The following is a 17,270-nucleotide window of genomic DNA, read 5'->3' on the forward strand; positions in this document are numbered from 1 at the left end:
AATGAGCGCGCCGCATCTTCCGTCCGAGTTGGTCGATCTGATCGGTCGGTACGAGCTCGCCTTCCTGGTCAGCATCGGCGACTGGGGACCGCACACCACGCCGCAGCATCCCGTCCTGGACAGCGACCGGTTCCATATCGCCGCGCCCGGCCCGGTGACCTGCCGAAACATCATCGCCAACCCGGCCGTCACCCTGCTGTGGCCGCCCCACACGCCGGGTGGGCACGTGCTCATCGTCGACGGTCACGCCGCGCTGCGGGATTACACCCTCGAGATCGTCCCGACCCAGGCGGTTCTCCACCACACGGGCACGGCCGACTCGATGTCGCGGAAGTGCGCCGACTGCCGCCGGTACAACCTCGCTCCCCCGTACATGCCGAGTCGAACCGATCAACTCCCTCGCACCAGTCGGGGCTGACTTCGGTTGCGCCCCCGGCGATCCGCCGCTCTAGGTGCTCGCCTGGGACGACATGCCCTGTGGCAGAACGATTTCTACTGCCCCTCAGCAGCCGCACGCCATTGCGTGGGACTGCACCCATAGCGTTGGCGGAACCAGCGGGAGAAGTTGCCGGGCGAGGAGAAGGCGAGCAGTTCGGCGACCTCGGTCAGCGAGTGACGGCGACTGGCGACCATATGCTGGGCGAGCTCGGCACGAGTGGCATCCACCAGCGAGGTGAAGGTTTCGCCTTCGGCGGCGAGATGGCGGTGGATGGTGCGCCGGTCGACGCCGAGGCTCCTGGCGATCTGGTCGGCCGAGCAGCGGCCTGCCGGGAGGAGCAGTTCGATGAGTTCGCGAACCCGATCCACCGTTGTCGCGGCCGGAGTGCTCGGGGCCGAGTCGAACTGCTGCTGGGCGTAGAGCCGGAGCTGGGGGTCCGACATCGCGTTCGGCGCGTCGAGATCGGTTGTGTAGGTGATGATTCCGTGGAAATCCTGATCGAAGGCGACGTGTGGCCCGAACAGCCGGTGGTGGGTGCCGCTGTCGCGCGGCGCGGCGTGGGCGAAGCGGACTTCCCTTGGCTGCCACTCGGTTCCGAGGAACCCCCGCAGGAGTCCGTGCAGCACGCCGATCGCCAGTTCGGTCGATTGCCTGGCCTCTCCCGGCTCGCCGAGGTCGAGGACAAGGCGAATGGTGGCGATGCCGTTGCGCTCGGTGAGACGCGTGTGGATGGCCTCGTTGTACAGGTGCTCGTGCCGGGACATGATGCGCAGCGCGCTACGGGCATCGGGTTCATCGCGGATGACCAGGCTCAGCGGCCCGAGGTTGGCGAAGCGGCGACGTTCGGCCAGGCGCAGCCCGAAGTCCTCGCGCCCCGAGGCGCGCGCGGAGCGTTCGAGCAGGTCAGCGATGGCGGCGGCCGGAACCCAGCGATCCTGCATGCTCACGCCCGCCGGATCGAGACCGGCTTCCCTGATCAACCCGACCGGGTCGATGCCGAGCGACCGGCCGAGCTCCACATAACTGTGCAGCGCGGCGTAGCGAGCCAGCGGCTTCAACACGACCTCCTGATGTCCCGGAATGAACATGAACTCGTCCCCTAAGGATAAGCACTTCCGGCTCGCCCGCCCTACTGTGGATGACATACCCCGACGGTGACCAGCGGAAAAGGATACGACCTTCCGCAGCTCCGCCGCCGATAGTCACGACCCGCGCACGCCGGGTGTGGATGGCGGATTCCGGACACCGTTCGTCGGAGACAAGAGACCCGCCGCGCCATCGCGGTGCGGCATCGAGGAGGAGATCCACTGTGGCACAAGCTGTTCGCTTCTACGAGACCGGCGGACCCGAGGTGCTGCGCTGGGAGGATGTCGAAGTGGGCGAGCCCGGCGTCGGCGAAGTACGCATCCGGCACGAAGCCGTCGGACTGAATTTCGCCGACACCTACTTCCGCAGCGGGCTCTACCCGTCGCCGCTGCCCGCGGGCATGGGTGTCGAGGCCGCGGGTGTGATCGAAGCCGTCGGCCCCGGCGTGCGCGATTTCCGGCCCGGCGACCGTGCCACTTACACCGGTAGCCCGCTGGGCGCGTACAGCACCGAGCGGGTGATGCCCGCCGAGCATCTGATCGGATTGCCGGACAGGATCGGTTTCGATGTGGCCGCCTCGATGACGATGCGCGGCCTGACGACGGCCTATCTGCTGCGCCGCATTCATCCACTGCACGCCGGGGACACCGTGCTGCTGCACGCCGCCGCGGGCGGCGTGGGACTGATCTTCACGCAGTGGGCGAAGCTGTTGGGGCTCACCGTGATCGGAACGGTGTCGAGTCCGGAGAAGGCCGAGATCGCCCGCGCGTACGGCTGCGATCACGTGCTGATCCACACCCGCGAGGACGTCCCGGCCAGAGTCCGCGAGATCACCGACGGCGCCGGTGTGCCCGTCGTGTACGACAGCATCGGCAAGGCCACGTTCGCGTCGTCGCTGGATTCGCTGTCGCGCCGAGGGCTGCTGGTGTGCTTCGGCACGGCCTCGGGGCCGGTGCCGCCCATCGATGCCATGCAGTTGGCGGTCAAGGGGTCACTGTTCGTCACCCGGCCCGCCCTCGCGGATTACATCGCCGATCCCGCCGAGCGCGCCGAACTGGCCGACGAACTGTTCTCCCACGTCGCCGCGGGACGAATCCGCATCGAAGTCAACCAGCGCTACGAGCTTCCCGACGCCGCGCACGCCCACCGCGACCTGGAATCCGGCCGGAGCATCGGCTCCTCGGTGTTCACGCTCTGACGCACAACCGTAGCCACGACTCGACCCAGAGGAGAAGATTCTCATGACAAGCATTGCCCCCCAGAGGAATTCGACAGTCCGCAGGTCGATCGGGGCGCGGCCCCTGACCTGCACGATCGGCGCCGAACTGTACGACGTCGACCTCGCGCAGGCGGCTCGCGACGACGCCCTGTTCGCCGAACTGCGCGCCCTGCTCCTCGAGTACAAAGTGCTGTTCGTCCGCGACCAGGACATCAGCCGCGCCGAGCACGTCGCTCTCGCACGCCGCTTCGGTCCGCTGGAGGACCACCCCGTGGCGGGCAGCGACCCGGACCATCCGGGGCTGGTCCGCATCTACAAGGACCTCGACAGCCCGCCCGAGCACTTCGAGAACGCCTACCACTGCGATGCGACCTGGCGGCAGCACCCGCCCATGGGGTGCGTCCTGCGCTGCGTGGAGACACCGCCGGTCGGCGGGGACACCATCTGGGTGAACATGGCCGAGGCGCACCGGCGGCTGCCCGACCGGGTCAAGGAGCGCATTCGCGGCCTGCGGGCCCGGCACAGCATCGAAGCCAGCTTCGGCGCGGCCATGCCGATCGACGAGCGGCACGACCTCGCACGACGGTTCCCCGACGCCGAACACCCCGTGGTGCGCACCCACCCCGAGACCGGTGAGCAGATCCTGTTCGTCAACTCCTTCACCACGCACCTGGTCAACTACCACACCCCGGAGAACGTGCGCTTCGGCGCCGACTACGCCCCGGGGGCCGCCGAGTTGCTGCACTACCTGATGCGACAGGCGAGCATCCCCGAGTACCAGGTGCGCTGGAGGTGGACGAAGAACAGCTTCGCCATCTGGGACAACCGGTCCACCCAGCACTACGCGGTCCAGGACTACTGGCCCGCGGTCCGGAAGATGGAGCGCGCCGGGATCGTCGGCGACGCGACCTTCTGAGCACGCCTCGGCCGAGTGCACCCGGCGTGTGACGCGCCCCACTCCGGCCGTCGCGACCTCCTCCTACCGTCAGAGGGGGCAGACGAAGGAAAGTACGCTACCGGGGAGTTGTGGATGGTCCCGTTAGCGATGACGGATTCGAGTTTGGAGAGATGACAGTGGAGCTGGTCGGAGTGATCGGTGGCGGCACCATGGGCGCCGGCATCGCGGAAGTATGCGCCAAGGCCGGGAGCTCGGTGCTCGTGCTCGAGACCAAGCAGGAGTACGCGGATGCCGCGCAGCAGCGCATCGCCGCGTCGATCTCTCGCGGCGTCGCGCGGGGCAAGATCACCCAGGAGGAGGCGGACGCGGCGATCGCCCGCGTGCGCGTCACCCTCGACATCGACGAGTTCGCGGACCGCGACCTGGTCATCGAGGCCGCCCCGGAGATCGAGTCGCTGAAGTACGAGATCTTCGGCAAGCTCGACAAGATCGTCAAGCCGTCCGGCATCCTGGCCACCAACACGTCCTCGATCCCGGTGATCAAGGTCGCGGGCGCCACCCAGCGCCCCGAGCGGGTCGTCGGCGTGCACTTCTTCAACCCGGTCCCCGTGATGCCGCTGGTCGAGATCATCTCCACCCTCGTGACCGCGCCGGAGACGGCCGCCGCCGTCACCGACTACGCGAAGAACACCCTCGGCAAGACCACCGTGCAGGCGGGCGACCGGTCGGGCTTCATCGTCAACGCGCTGCTCATCCCCTACCTGTGCCAGGCGGTGCGGATGCTGGAGTCGGGGTACGCCACCGCCGAGGACATCGACGCGGCCATGAAGGGCGGCTGCGGCTACCCCATGGGCCCGCTGACCCTGCTCGACACCGTCGGCCTCGACATCGCCCTGGCCGCCGCGGAGTCGCTGTACGCGGAGTTCGCCGAGCCGCACTACGCCCCGCCCGCGCTGCTGCGCCGGATGGTCGACGCGGGCCGCCTCGGCCGCAAGACCGGCCGCGGTTTCTACAACTACAGCTGACACGTAGTCGCGTCCGTCCTCACGCTGGAAGACGGGGACACGGGCGACATCACACGAGATCGGGCAGGACCGACACACCGCATCGGCCCTGCCCGACCCGTTTCCAGGGGTGGGCCCGCCCGGATTCCCCGCCGACGGCCTTTCGGATAAACATGAATCTGACGTCACATTCGCCTATGCTGAGCGCTGCGCGCCACTGAGCCGCCCGGCGGCCTCGCGCGCACATCCACGGCGCACCGGCACGCCATCGCACCGGTCGACGCCCACCCGCGCGACCCTCAGGAGGCCTCCGTGAACGCCCCGCACATCGCAGCCATCGGTCCGCAGTCCGAAGGCGCGGCCTTGCCGACGCCGCCGACGTTCGATTCGATCGAGGCCGAACGCCAGTACCGCAAAGAACAGCTCGCCGCGGGATTCCGCCTCTTCGGCAGATTCGGTTTCGCCGAAGGGGTCGCGGGACACATCACCGTCCGCGACCCCGAGAACCCGGACTACTTCTGGGTCAATCCATTCGGCATGAGCTTCAGCCATATCAAGGCCTCGGACCTAGTGCTGGTGGATCACCGAGGCGCAGTGCTACATGGCGACCGGCCCGTCAACAGGGCGGCTTTCGTGATCCATTCGCACGTCCATGCCGCCCGTCCCGATGTGGTGGCGGCGGCGCACTCGCATTCCGTACACGGCAAGGCGTTCTCCAGCCTGGGCATCCCGCTCGATCCGATCACCCAGGACGCGTGCGCGTTCTTCGAGGACCACGCTGTCTACAGCGACTACCGCGGCGTCGTCAACGAAGCCGAGGAGGGACGCAGGATCGCCGGCGCGCTGGGTTCCTGCAAGGCCGTCATCTTGCAGAACCACGGCCTGCTCACGGTCGGGCACTCCGTGGCCGAGGCCGTGTGGTGGTTCATCACGATGGAACGCTCCTGCCAGGCTCAGCTCCTGGCGATGGCCGCGGGACGTCCCAAGCTGATCGACCGGGAGACGGCTCTGATCACGCGAGAACAGGTCGGCACCCACCGTGCGGGCTGGTTCCAGGCCCAGCCGCTGTGGGATCAGATCACCGCTTCCGACCCCGACCTGTTCGTCTGAGGCGTGGCGGGCAGCCACCGCCGCACGACCCGTCGAGCTAGTTGAATTCGACGTCAAAATTGAATACCGTCGATGAGCGACACAGCATCCGAACACGAGGTGGACCCCGGGATGGAAACACGCAATCTGCTGGATGAGTGGCTGCGACTCGGCAGCCGCCAGGTCGCGACGAATGGGATCGAGTTGCGGGTCGTCGACCACGGCGAGGGGCCCGCGGTCGTCTTCTGCCACGGCTTCCCCGAGCTCGGATTTTCCTGGCGCCATCAGGTTTTCGCGTTCGCCGAGGCAGGCTTCCGTACGCTGACCCCGGATATGCGCGGGTACGGCGGCAGCGCCCGCCCGGACCGGATCGAGGACTACGACGTCACCGCCCTGTGCGCCGATCTGGTCGGCCTGCTCGACGACGCGGGTCTCGACGACGCGATCTTCGTCGGCCACGACTGGGGCGCGTCGGTGGTCTGGCAATTCGCCCTTCGGTATCCGAGCCGGGTGCGGGCGGTCGCGGGCCTGAGCGTTCCGGTCACTCCGCGCTCCTCGGCGCCGCCGATGACGATCCTGCGGTCCCGGCTCGGCGACGACTTCTACATGTGCTGGTTCCAGGAGCCGGGCGTAGCCGACGCCGCGCTGGCGGCGGACGTGCGACGCACCCTGCTCATGGACGACGTCATCAGCGCCCGTGCTCTGGTCGGCGCGGAGCCCGCGGTCCCGGACTGGACGAGCGAAGCCGAACTGGGCTACTACGTCGAGACTTTCACCGCCACCGGCTTCACCGGCGGGCTCAACTACTACCGCAACCTGGACCGGAACTGGGAGCTCACCGCGGACCTGGCCGACGCGAAGATCGACCGGCCCGCGCTGTTCATCGCCGGGTCGGAGGACCCGGTCATCCGGTTCACCCCGACCGCCAAGATGACCTCCGTGCTGTCCGACCTGCGCGGGTCGATCATCCTGGAGGGTGCGGGGCACTGGATCCAACAGGAACGCGCGGCCGAAGTGAACGCCGCTCTGATCGACTTCGCCCGCAGCCTCGGCTGAATCGAAGAGAGCGGGACCGCAACAGCTTTCAGCGCGCGGCCCGATCGGGCGGCGGCGTCGCGAAGCCGCTACGCCGCCGCCCGGAGCCGCTCAGTCCCGCGCCCGGACCGTCGTCGGGCGCAATTCGAGCACGCCGTTCTCGGGACCGAAACCGAGCGACCGAGCGCGCGCGATCGATGCGTCCAAGGCCCCGGCGACGGTGTCCTCGAACTCCGCAGGGCGACGAGACACCCGATCGACGTTCATGCTCAGAAATTCGAACGAGCTCGCGACCTCGCCGACGCTGCGATTGACCAAGTACGAGATGCCGCGCATGACCTTGTCGGTGCGCCCCAGATCGCACACGTGCACCGAGACCTCGTGTCCCACCAGCACTTCCCGGTAATAGGCGACGTGCTGCTCCATCGCGAACAGACCGAACCTGCCCGACCCGGCGTAACCGAGCGCACGGTGTTGCTGCCACATCGCCTCGCCGTGCAGCCCGAAGTAGTGCGTCACGTTCATGTGCCGGTTGCCGTCCTCGAACTCCGGCGGGATCTCCCTGACCACGGCCGGGGGAATCGCGAGTACCTGGGTGATCTCCGGTCGCACCGCCGCCACATTCGCCCGCCTCACCGAGATCCGGCCTGGATCTGCCGGTAGCGCTCCGACAGCGCAGGCGGAAATCCCAGGCCGCCTTCGATGACCCGGATCGCCAACGACGAGGTCAGCGCACGCAGCCGTGCGCACCCCTCTTCGCCGATCGCCTCGTACGGATAGACCGCCAGCTCGTCGGTCTTCTCCTCGATCGCCCCGCGCCGGGCTGCGCCGTGCTCATTCAGTGCGAGATCCCCGTCCGCCAACCATCCCCGACCACGGAGCCGGTCCACGCCGGAAGCCCAGTCCTCCTCGCTCCAGGCTCGGCTCACGCGCAGCACCTCTGCCGCGATCTCGCCGGTCGCACTGTGCGTGATCAACGCTTCGACACCGTCGAGCCCCTCCGTCGCGAGCAGGGCCACGTGGGCGTCGCCTCGGTACTCCCGCAGCAAGGTCTGGGCATGCCAGAGCACCAGGTGCGGCTCGTCGGGCCAGGGCAGCGCCGCGTGGGCCGCGAACAGCGCACGCCCCTGGGGCCGCTCGCAGGCGCGTTCGGCGGCTCGCCGGGCCAGATCGGCGGCCTCGCGCACGTCGGCGCCGGTGACGTCATCGCCCCACGCCTGTCGCAGCGATCGGTCCGCGGCGACCGACCTGGCGCGCAGAATCGCCGCGGGAGTGGCGATTTCCCACGCGGCCGGGAGGACGGCGTGCACCGCGGCCGGATTGAAGTTGAAGAACGCGGCCACGGTGACATCGGCCGCCACCGGACCGAAGGCAGCGGACCTGGATGCGAAGTACATCATCCGCGGATTCGTGATGCCCAGGTCGCGATACGCGTCGGCGCCGTGCGGGGTGAAGTAGATCATTCCGTGGATGGGCTCGAGGGCGCGGAAGGTCAGACGAGCACTGTGCGGGGAGACCGTTGTCAAGAGACTGCTCCGATATCTCGTTGTACTGAAAACTCGACTTCGACAATTACCCGAATCCGATGTCAAGTTCAAGAGATGGAGTGGAGGCAGTCGCACCGAGTCGGTGGCTTCACGGGCGCAGCCCGCGAATCCGCGGCAGGTCAGGTGTCCCGTTTCCGCGCGCCGACGATGCGCAGGCCGAGGTCGACGTAGTAGTCGCCGATCTCCTCGGGTGACCACGGACCGTCGTCCCGGTACCACCGCGCGAGGTCGATGCCGAGCGAAAGCAGCGCGATCGCCGCCATGCGCGGATTCGGGTTGTCGAAGACGCCCGCCGCGACGCCGCGCTCGATCAGGCTGCGCACCTCGCGGTCGATGAGCCGCCGGATCGCCGTGATCTCCCGCTGATGTTCCGGACTCAGCGCGGCGAGCTCGTAGTTGATGACCCTGGCCACGGTGTGCGCGCGGGCATGATGGATCGAGAATTCCCGCATCACCGCGATCAACTGGCCCACCGGGTCGTCCGCGGAGGCGACGGCCCCCCGGATTCTGCCCAGGGTGTCCTGGTGACCCGCACGCGAGACCTGGTAGAGCAACTCCTCCTTGGAACGGTGATGAACGTAGATCGCCGCGGCGCTGAGGCCGGCGATCGAGGTGATGTCGCGGGTCGTCGAGCCGTGGAAGCCACGCTCGGCGAACGCGGCGACAGCGGCTTCCAACAGCCGTGCTCGCGTCTCGTCCGCGCGCGAGCGGTCTTCTGATCCGGTCACCGGCACAGTCTCGCATCCATCCGTCCGAAACCTGCGGACCGGTATGGCCCGCCGGGTCACACCGCCGAGCAAAACGCCCGCTCACGGTCGGCAATCGGGATTGAACATGAACTCAGATTCAACTACGCTCGATTCCGGAAACGAAACTGGACACTCGCACCAAGCGCTCGGCCGCGCCGCCGCCAGCCGCACGCACTCGACACCATGACGCCCCGTCCGGTCCGGCGGCACCGAGCGGAAAGGGAATCCCATGACCAGTCCGACACTCGCAACCACCGAGCACCCCGTCCGGGCGACCGCTGTGCTGTTCGACTTCGGGGGTGTGCTGACGTCCAGCGTCTTCGACGCGTTCCAGGCCTTCGGCGAGTCGCTCGGCTGCGACCCACGCTTACCGCTGCGCCTGTTCAGGGACGACGCGGAGGCGCGGGAACTGCTGGTCGCGCACGAGGAAGGGCGCATGCGCGAGCGAGAGTTCGAACAGGGCTTCGCCGTGCGGCTGCGGGCACACGGCGTCGAGGTGGACGGCACCGGGCTCGTGCGCCGTATTCAGTCCGGAATGCGCGCCGACCACGCCATGATCGAGCTGGTGGCCGAAGTCAGGGATGCCGGGTTCCGCGTGGGGCTGCTGTCGAATTCACTGGGCGACGACTGCTACGCCGGATTCGATCTCGCTTCGATGTTCGACGCCGTCACCATCTCCGGCGAGATCGGAGTGCGCAAGCCCTCCCGGCGCGCGTACGACATCGCCTGCGCCCGTTTGGATGTCGATCCCGAAGCGACCGTGATGGTGGACGACCTGCCGCAGAATATCGTCGCGGCCGAGCGCGCCGGACTCGCGGGCGTCCTGCACCGCGACGCGGCGGACACCACTCAGCGGCTCTGGGCCGCTCTCGGCCGATCGTGAGCCCGGTGATCCACCGACCTCCACCCGGAAGCACCTGTCAGCGAGCACGACGAAGGGACACGGCGATGAGCACGACCGCCCAGGCATCCACCGACACCGTTCTGGCCGAGAAACGCGGCCCGGTACTGATATTGACGCTCAACCGGCCGGACCGGCTCAACGCCTGGAACGACACGCTCGAGCGCCGCTACTTCGAATTGCTGGACGGTGCGGAGAACGACCCTGAGGTCCGAGCCATCGTCGTCACCGGGGCGGGGCGGGGCTTCTGCGCCGGAGCGGACATGGACGATCTGGCCGCAGCGAGTTCGGCGACGGATCTCACCGCCCCGGAACGGCAGCGCCCCCGCGAGTTCCCGCTCTCGGTACGCAAACCGTTGATCGCGGCGATCAACGGCGCGGTCGCCGGACTCGGACTGGTCGAGGCACTCTATTGCGACCTGCGATTCAGCACCCCCGACGCGAAGTTCACGACGGCATTCGTTCGCCGCGGCTTGATCGCGGAGTACGGGATCGCCTGGCTGCTCCCCCGCGTGATCGGCCGCAGCCGTGCGCTGGATCTGCTGCTGTCCGGCCGAGTGATTCGCGGTGACGAGGCCCATGCGATGGGGCTCGTCGACCGCCTCTGTCCGCAGGAGACGCTGCTGCAATCCGCGGTCGACTACGCGACCGACCTGGCGAACTTCTGCTCCCCCGCCTCGATGAGCATCGTCAAGAGCCAGGTCCATCGCGCCATGGATTCCGACTTCGCGGCCGCGGTAGCCCTGGCCGACGATCTGATGCTCGCGGCGTTCGCCCATCCGGACGCGACCGAAGGCGTCACGAGCTACCTCGACCGCAGACCGCCTGCCTTCGCCCCCCTCGGACCCGCCTCGGTCGACTGAATTCTCGGGAACCGGCTCTGCGCCATCGACCAGCGACGCAGAGCTGGATCCACGTCGGTGCCCCGGCCACGACCTGAACTGGACGATCCGCTAGGCAAAGTGAACGCCCCGGCGGCCGCCGGAAAGGGCCCCGCGCGGTGTCGCGCGGGGCCCTGACGCCTCGAATTCAGAGCGCTAGCACGAGCTTTCCGACGTTCGCTCCGGCGAACAGCATGTTGAGCGTCTCACCGAACCGTCCGACGCCGCCCTCGACGACGTGCTCGCGGCTCTTGAGCGTCCCGTCGGCCAGCCATTGCGAGATCTCCGCGACGGCCTCACCGTAGCGGTCGGCGTAGTCCATGACGACGAATCCGGTCATGGACGCGCGGAAGACCAACAGCGACATGTAACGCGACGGCCCGGGCGGCAGCTTGTCGTCGTTGTAGGCCGAGATCGCCCCGCACAGCACAACCCGGGCGCCGAAGCGGAGATTGGCGAGCGCGGCGTCGAGGATGTCGCCGCCCACATTGTCGAAGTAGACGTCGATCCCCTTGGGGGCCACTTCGCGCAACCGCCGCAGGACGTCCTCGTTCCGATAGTCGACGGCCGCGTCGAAACCGAGCTCCTCGGTGAGCCACCGGCACTTCTCCGCTCCACCGGCGATGCCGATGACGGTGGCGCCCTTGGCTTTCGCGATCTGCCCCACCACGCTGCCGACGGCTCCGGCCGCGGCCGACACGACGACGGTCTCCCCCGCGCGCAGCTTCCCGACCTCGAGCAGGCCGAAATAGGCTGTCATGCCCGGCATTCCGAGCGTGCCGAGCCAGGTGGGCCCCGATGCCACGCCCGCGTCGACCTTCTGGACGCCCTTCCCGTCGCTGATCGCGAACTCGGTCACCCCGAAGGTTCCGCTGACGGTGTCGCCGGCGGAGAAGTCCGGGTGCGTCGACTCGACGACCGTCGCGATGTCCAGCGATCGCATCACCTCGCCGATCCCGACCGGCGGCAGGTACGAGCGCACGTCGTTGAGCCATCCGCGCATCGCGGGATCGAGGGAGATGAAGTCGATCTTGACCAGAATCTGTCCCGCGGCGAGCTCGGGAAGCTCCTCGGTCGTCACGTTCCAGGTGTCGGCGTCGGGCAGTCCCGACGGGCGCCGCGCGAGGCGCACCTGCTGAGTTTTCGTCATGAGATCTCTTCTCGTTCGTGACGTCGTGCCGCGAGCCATCTCGCGGCACGACGTCCAACGCCGTCGAGCCGACTCGCCCGACCGGCGAGTTCTGATATCAGAGCGCTCCCAGTTCGGGATCGCCCGCGGGCAACGCGTCGAAGACCAGCACCTCGGCCGGACCGGTGAGCGCGTCGCTCAATGCCGCACCGACCTCACGCAGTGCGGCGCCCTGGCCGTGGGTGCGCAGCGCTTCCTTCGATTCCCATTTCTCGATCATCACGAAACGGCCGGGTTCACCGATCCGTCGATGCAGGGCGTACAGCAGACAGCCAGGCTCGGCGTGGACGGCGGGCGCGGCCGCCCGCAACGTCTTCTCCACCAGCTCTTCCTGGCCCGGCTTCGCGATCATGGTCGCCACCACCACGCAGGGTTCGGCCATCGGTTCCTCCTCTTGGAGTGGGTTGTGTCGGTTCTTCCGTTCGGTTACTTTCGCTTGCCCCACGAGGGGTCGCGGCGGCGCAGCTCCATCTGGGCGATCGTGCGCTTGTGCACCTCGTCCGGCCCGTCGGCCAGACGCAACGTCCGCAGGTGCGCGTACATGCTCGCCAAGGGGAAGTCCTCGGAGACGCCGCCGCCGCCGTGGACCTGAATGGCGCGGTCGACCACTTTCAGCGCGACCTCAGGCGCGGCCACCTTGATCGCGGCGATCTCGACGCGCGCATTGCGGTTGCCGACGGTGTCCATCAGATAGGCGGCCTTGAGGGTCAGCAATCGCGCCATCTCGATCTCGATGCGGGACTCGGCGATCCAATCCTGGATGTTGGCGCGGTCGGCCACCGGCGCGCCGAACGTCGTCCGCGACTGCGCCCGATCGATCATCAGGTCCAGCGCCCGTTCGGCCATGCCGATCGCGCGCATGCAATGGTGGATCCGTCCCGGCCCGAGCCGGGCCTGGCTGATCATGAACCCGTCGCCCTCACCGGCCAGCAGCGCGGTGCGCGGCACGCGGACGTTCTCGAACACCACCTCCGCGTGCCCCTCCCGGTCCTGGTACCCGAAGACCGGCAGGTTGCGCAGGACCGTCACGCCCGGGGTGTCGATCGGGACGACCATCATGCTCTGCTGACGGTGCACGGGCCCGTCCGGATCCGTCTTGCCCATGACGATGAGGACCTTGCAGTTCTTGTGCAAGGCGTTGGAGGTCCACCACTTCCGGCCGTTGAGCACGTACTCGTCGCCGTCGGGCCGCATGCGTAGCTCGATATTGGTGGCATCCGAGCTGGCGACCGCGGGCTCGGTCATCGCGAACGCCGAGGCGATCTCGCCGTCCAGCAGCGGCCGCAGCCACGTCTCCTTGTGCTCGGGCGTGCCGAACAGCGTCAGGACTTCCATGTTCCCGGTGTCCGGCGCGTTGCAGTTGGTCGCCTCCGGCGCCAGGTGTGCGCTGCGGCCCATGATCTCGGCGAGCGGCGCGTATTCCAGGTTGGTCAGGCCCGGCCCCCACTCCGGGTGCGGGTGGAACAGATTCCACAGACCGCGCTTGCGCGCTTCGGTCTTGAGTTCTTCGAGAATCGGCGGATGGAAGTGCGGATCACCCGACTCCGTCATCTGCGCGTGATAGATCGACTCCGCGGGATAGACGTGCTCGTCCATGAAGGTGAGCAAGTCCTCCTGGTATCGGCGCGCTCGCTCCGAGAACTCGAACATGGCAACTCCTCGTGGTGACTGTTGGGTTCCTTCGCACCGTACTTGAATTCGACATCGGATTCAACTTTGGGCCGCGCGACGAGACGCGGCACAGACACGAACGGTGCCGTGACAGGGCATGTCACGGCACCGTTCGATGGTGGGATCGCCGGCTCGGGCTCAATCGCCGACCTGGATGAGCGCCTTGCCGAAATTGCGGCCTGCCAGCATGGCCCGGAACGCCTCGGGTGCGTTCTCGAGCCCTTCCACGACGTCTTCCCGGTATCGGACCGAGCCGTCGCGGATCCACCCCGACATGTCGCGGAGGAAGTCCGCTTGCCGGGTGGGGATGAACTCGTCCTGGATGAAGCCGCGCACCGTCAGGCTCAGTGTCAGGATCTGCCGCATGAATCCGGGCAATCGGTCGGGGCCCGCGGGCAGTTCCGTGGCGTTGTACTGCGCCACCAGGCCGCACACCGGCATCCGGGCGAAGCGATTGAGCAGCGGGACGACGGCCTCGGCCACCTGTCCCCCGACGTTCTCGAAATACACGTCGATGCCGTCCGGCACCGCCTCGGCCAGTCGCTCCGCGAAATCGGGCGCACGGTGGTCGACCGCCGCGTCGAATCCGAATTCGTCGAGCAGGGCGCGGCACTTCTCGGGTCCGCCCGCGATACCGACGGCGCGCGCGCCTTTGATTCGGGCGATCTGCCCGACGGCCGAGCCGACCGGACCGGTGGCCGCCGCGACCACGACGGTCTCACCGGGCTGCGGGCGGCCGATTTCGAGCAGGCCCCCGTACGCGGTGAACCCGGGCATGCCGAGAACGCCGAGCGCGGTCGAGACCGGCGCGGACTCCGGGTCCAATTTCCGTACGTGACGAGCGCCGGCGACCGCATGGCTCTGCCAGCCCGAGTACGACAGCACCACGTCCCCCGGCACGAGCGAATCCGCTCGGGACTCGACCACCTTGCAGACGGTGGCGCCGACCATCACCTCGCCCAATTCCACGGGCGCGGCGTAGGACTTGGCCGCACTCATCCTGCCCCGCATGTACGGATCCAGCGACAGGTAGAGCACACGAAGCAGCACCTGACCGTCTTCGAGTTCCGGCAGGTCGACCGTCGCGACAGCGAAGTCGCTGTCTTTGGGCTCGCCTTCGGGCCGGGCGGCGAGCCGGATCTGTGTCGATTCCATGGATTCAGTCCTCTCCCAGCCGTAGATCGATGAGCTCGGTGAGCACCGACCGGTTGCTCACCGGGACTGCCGAGGCCGACGCGCACGCGCCGACGCAGGTCGTCGAGAACCGTGCCGGTCATCGAGTGTTCTCCGCGAGGGCGTCGATACCGGTGCGCAGCAGGGGTTCGACCCCGGATCCCACGGTCTCGAAGCCGGAACCCACGGTTTGCCCGTGGAGATGACGGTAGTGGATGCCCTCGAGGATCGCCGCGAGTTTGAAGGCGGCCAGCCCCAGATAGAAACCGAAGTGCGCGAGGTCGCGGCCGCTGCGTTCGGCGTACCGGTCGAGCAGTTCGGTCTCGGTGAGAAACCCCGGTGCGAGGGCCACGTCGCTCACACCGGTGACGCCGATATCGCCGAGGCGCTGGTACAGCAGCAGGAGCGCCACATCGGTGAGCGGATCACCCAGGGTGGCCATCTCCCAATCGATGATGGCGACCACCCGGTCCCCGGAGTCCACCAGGATGTTGTCGAGCCGGTAGTCGCCGTGCACGATTCCGTCCGGAGACTGCGGGGGTTGGTGGGCCGCCAGCTTTCCGTACAGCTCGTCCGCGCTCGGCAGTTCCCGGGAGTAGGAGGCGTCCATTTGCTTCTTCCAGCGGTGCACCTGCCGCGCGAGGAATCCGCTCGGGCGTCCGAAATCCGCGAGTCCAGCCTTCGCCGGATCGACGGTGTGGAGATCGGCCAGCGCGTCGACCATTCCGGCCGAGATGGTTCGCGTCCGTTCCGCGCCGACCGCCGTCAGCTCGGCCGCCGTGCGGTACGGCGTCCCGATCACCCGCTCCATCAGATAGAAGGGGGCGCCGAGGACCTCGGGATCCTCGCAGAGCGCGTAGGTGATGGGAACGGGTACGCCGGTGTCGGCCAGCGCGGTCATGACCCGGTATTCCCTGGACATGTCGTGCGCGGTCGCCAGCACGTGACCGAGCGGCGGCCGCCGCACGATCCATGCCGATTTGCCGTCGCTGATCTCGTAGGTCAGATTGGATCTCCCACCGGCGATCAAGCGACCGGTGAGCGGCCCGGTGAGCAGGCCCGGCTCGACATCGTCCAGCCATGCCGTCAGGCGATCCATGTCCAAGCCGGGCAGATCCTTGCCGTGACCATCGCTCATCAAGGCACCAGCACCGAGACGGTCTCGGCGACACACGCGGGCTTGGCGGCGCCTTCGATGTCGACGGTGACGCGGCTGACAGCCTGGAATCCCAGGGTGGCCTGCGTGAGCGAGAGCAACTCGACGCCCGCGCGCAGCCGGGATCCCACCGGCACCGGGGCCGGGAACCTGACCTTGTTGGCGCCGTAATTGACGCCCATCGACAAGCCGTCCACGCGATAGATCCGCTGGGTCAGCATCGGAATCAGTGAGAGCGTGAGGAATCCGTGGGCGATGGTCGTCCCGAACGGTCCCGTCGCCGCCTTCACCGGATCCACGTGAATCCACTGGTGATCACCCGTCGCCTCGGCGAAAAGGTTGATCTGCTCCTGGGTCACGGTGTGCCAGTCGCTGTATCCGAGGTGAGTTCCGATGGCCTTCTCCAGCTCGGCCAAGCCCTGGAATACCTTCATCGGTCGATGTCCTTCCGTCCTAGTCCCGAGGTCCGCCGGCCACGTAAATGACCTGGCCGGACACGAATCCCGCGCCCTCGCTCACCAGGAACGACACGGTGTGCGCGATGTCATCGGGCGTTCCCGCGCGAGCGACGGGGATCTGTGCAATCACCACCTTCTTGAATTCCTCGAAGGACACGCCCATTCGTTCGGCCGTGGCCGCGGTCATGTCCGTCTCGATGAATCCTGGCGCAACGGCGTTGGCGGTGACGCCGAACTTGCCGAGTTCGAGTGCGAGCGTCTTGCTGAAGCCCTGGATACCGGCCTTGGCCGCGGCGTAGTTGGCCTGGCCGCGGTTGCCGAGCGCCGACGTGCTGGAGAGGCTGACGATGCGCCCCCAGCCCTGGTCGATCATGTAGCGCTGCACCGCGCGGGTGCACAGGAACGCGCCGCGCAGGTGCACGCCCATGACGGCGTCCCAATCGTCGACGGTCATCTTGAACAGCAGGTTGTCGCGAAGGATGCCCGCATTGTTGACGAGCACCGTCGGGGGACCGAGTTCGGCGACGACGCGGTCCACGGCCGCCGTCACCGCGGCTTCGTCGGCCACGTCCGCGCCGATGGCCAGTGCGCGGCCGCCCGCGGCTTCGATCTCGTCGGCCACGGGCTTGGCCGCAGCCTCGTCCAGATCGAGCACGGCTACGGCCATGCCGTCCGCGGCGAGCCGTCGTGCGACGCCCGCGCCGATGCCGCGCGCCGCGCCGGTGACGACCGCGATCCGCGGCGTCTGGTTGCTCATGGTGTTCTCCTCTGTGGT

19 protein-coding genes are annotated in these 17,270 nt (G+C 67.9%); 8 read left to right on the forward strand and 11 right to left on the reverse strand.

Annotation, left to right across the window (positions count from 1 at the left end; translation table 11 throughout):
* The first annotated feature begins 1 nt into the window (after window position 1).
* Complete coding sequence (locus ACRWNM_RS24995; protein ID WP_431970521.1) at window positions 2-418, forward strand: pyridoxamine 5'-phosphate oxidase family protein; 417 nt, start codon at window positions 2-4, stop codon at window positions 416-418.
* A gap of 74 nt (window positions 419-492) precedes the next feature.
* On the opposite strand, the gene ACRWNM_RS25000 is transcribed toward ACRWNM_RS24995, so the two are convergent.
* Entirely contained in the window at window positions 493-1,497 is a 1,005-nt protein-coding gene (locus ACRWNM_RS25000; protein WP_431970628.1) for an AraC family transcriptional regulator, read from the reverse strand.
* A 251-nt stretch (window positions 1,498-1,748) separates the two neighbouring features.
* Here ACRWNM_RS25000 and ACRWNM_RS25005 point away from each other — a divergent pair, with 251 nt between their 5' ends.
* The 5 genes from ACRWNM_RS25005 to ACRWNM_RS25025 all read left to right on the forward strand — a co-directional run bounded on the left by ACRWNM_RS25005 (window position 1,749) and on the right by ACRWNM_RS25025 (window position 6,791).
* Complete coding sequence (locus ACRWNM_RS25005) at window positions 1,749-2,723, forward strand: quinone oxidoreductase family protein (protein ID WP_431970522.1); 975 nt, start codon at window positions 1,749-1,751, stop codon at window positions 2,721-2,723.
* Between the two features lie 43 nt (window positions 2,724-2,766).
* Window positions 2,767-3,660 carry a TauD/TfdA dioxygenase family protein gene (locus ACRWNM_RS25010; protein ID WP_431970523.1) on the forward strand — a complete coding sequence of 298 codons (894 nt, stop codon included), beginning with the start codon at window positions 2,767-2,769 and terminating at the stop codon, window positions 3,658-3,660.
* Between the two features lie 158 nt (window positions 3,661-3,818).
* Complete coding sequence (locus tag ACRWNM_RS25015; RefSeq protein ID WP_431970629.1) at window positions 3,819-4,667, forward strand: 3-hydroxybutyryl-CoA dehydrogenase; 849 nt, start codon at window positions 3,819-3,821, stop codon at window positions 4,665-4,667.
* Window positions 4,668-4,958: 291 nt separating this feature from the next.
* Window positions 4,959-5,756: a class II aldolase/adducin family protein gene (locus ACRWNM_RS25020; RefSeq protein ID WP_431970524.1), complete on the forward strand. Its 798-nt coding sequence runs from the start codon at window positions 4,959-4,961 to the stop codon at window positions 5,754-5,756.
* Window positions 5,757-5,867: 111 nt separating this feature from the next.
* A complete protein-coding gene (locus ACRWNM_RS25025; RefSeq protein WP_431970630.1) occupies window positions 5,868-6,791 on the forward strand; it encodes an alpha/beta fold hydrolase in 924 nt (307 codons plus the stop codon).
* A gap of 90 nt (window positions 6,792-6,881) precedes the next feature.
* Here the strand turns inward: ACRWNM_RS25025 and ACRWNM_RS25030 are convergent, their stop codons facing one another.
* From ACRWNM_RS25030 to ACRWNM_RS25040, 3 genes are all read right to left on the reverse strand, one after another.
* On the reverse strand, window positions 6,882-7,391 hold the full coding sequence (locus ACRWNM_RS25030) for a thioesterase family protein (protein WP_431970525.1): 510 nt from the start codon (window positions 7,389-7,391) through the stop codon (window positions 6,882-6,884).
* A gap of 11 nt (window positions 7,392-7,402) precedes the next feature.
* A complete protein-coding gene (locus ACRWNM_RS25035) occupies window positions 7,403-8,296 on the reverse strand; it encodes an SCO6745 family protein (protein ID WP_431970526.1) in 894 nt (297 codons plus the stop codon).
* A gap of 140 nt (window positions 8,297-8,436) precedes the next feature.
* Window positions 8,437-9,045 (reverse strand): TetR/AcrR family transcriptional regulator, encoded by a 609-nt coding sequence (locus ACRWNM_RS25040; RefSeq protein WP_431970527.1) that lies wholly within the window; start codon window positions 9,043-9,045, stop codon window positions 8,437-8,439.
* A gap of 250 nt (window positions 9,046-9,295) precedes the next feature.
* On the opposite strand from ACRWNM_RS25040, the gene ACRWNM_RS25045 reads away from it, so the two are divergent.
* Both ACRWNM_RS25045 and ACRWNM_RS25050 read left to right on the forward strand, forming a co-directional pair.
* Window positions 9,296-9,949, forward strand: a complete 654-nt coding sequence (locus ACRWNM_RS25045; RefSeq protein WP_431970528.1) for an HAD family hydrolase — start codon at window positions 9,296-9,298, stop codon at window positions 9,947-9,949.
* A gap of 65 nt (window positions 9,950-10,014) precedes the next feature.
* Entirely contained in the window at window positions 10,015-10,830 is an 816-nt protein-coding gene (locus ACRWNM_RS25050; RefSeq protein ID WP_431970529.1) for an enoyl-CoA hydratase-related protein, read from the forward strand.
* Between the two features lie 166 nt (window positions 10,831-10,996).
* Here ACRWNM_RS25050 and ACRWNM_RS25055 read toward each other — a convergent pair whose 3' ends face one another.
* From ACRWNM_RS25055 to fabG, 7 genes are all read right to left on the reverse strand, one after another.
* Entirely contained in the window at window positions 10,997-11,998 is a 1,002-nt protein-coding gene (locus ACRWNM_RS25055; RefSeq protein WP_431970530.1) for an NADP-dependent oxidoreductase, read from the reverse strand.
* A 97-nt stretch (window positions 11,999-12,095) separates the two neighbouring features.
* Window positions 12,096-12,419 (reverse strand): putative quinol monooxygenase, encoded by a 324-nt coding sequence (locus ACRWNM_RS25060; RefSeq protein WP_431970531.1) that lies wholly within the window; start codon window positions 12,417-12,419, stop codon window positions 12,096-12,098.
* Between the two features lie 44 nt (window positions 12,420-12,463).
* A complete protein-coding gene (locus ACRWNM_RS25065) occupies window positions 12,464-13,687 on the reverse strand; it encodes an acyl-CoA dehydrogenase family protein (RefSeq protein WP_431970532.1) in 1,224 nt (407 codons plus the stop codon).
* A gap of 159 nt (window positions 13,688-13,846) precedes the next feature.
* Window positions 13,847-14,863 carry an NADP-dependent oxidoreductase gene (locus tag ACRWNM_RS25070; protein WP_431970533.1) on the reverse strand — a complete coding sequence of 339 codons (1,017 nt, stop codon included), beginning with the start codon at window positions 14,861-14,863 and terminating at the stop codon, window positions 13,847-13,849.
* Between the two features lie 118 nt (window positions 14,864-14,981).
* A complete protein-coding gene (locus tag ACRWNM_RS25075; RefSeq protein WP_431970534.1) occupies window positions 14,982-16,019 on the reverse strand; it encodes a phosphotransferase family protein in 1,038 nt (345 codons plus the stop codon).
* Window positions 16,019-16,471, reverse strand: a complete 453-nt coding sequence (locus ACRWNM_RS25080; protein ID WP_431970535.1) for a MaoC family dehydratase — start codon at window positions 16,469-16,471, stop codon at window positions 16,019-16,021. The genes ACRWNM_RS25075 and ACRWNM_RS25080 overlap by 1 nt, the downstream gene beginning before the upstream one ends.
* 19 nt (window positions 16,472-16,490) lie before the next feature.
* Window positions 16,491-17,252, reverse strand: coding sequence for a 3-oxoacyl-ACP reductase FabG (gene fabG, locus ACRWNM_RS25085; protein ID WP_431970536.1), 762 nt, complete (start codon window positions 17,250-17,252; stop codon window positions 16,491-16,493).
* Window positions 17,253-17,270: the final 18 nt, after the last annotated feature.

The organism is Nocardia sp. bgisy134 (assembly GCF_965341865.1).
Lineage (GTDB): Bacteria > Actinomycetota > Actinomycetes > Mycobacteriales > Mycobacteriaceae > Nocardia.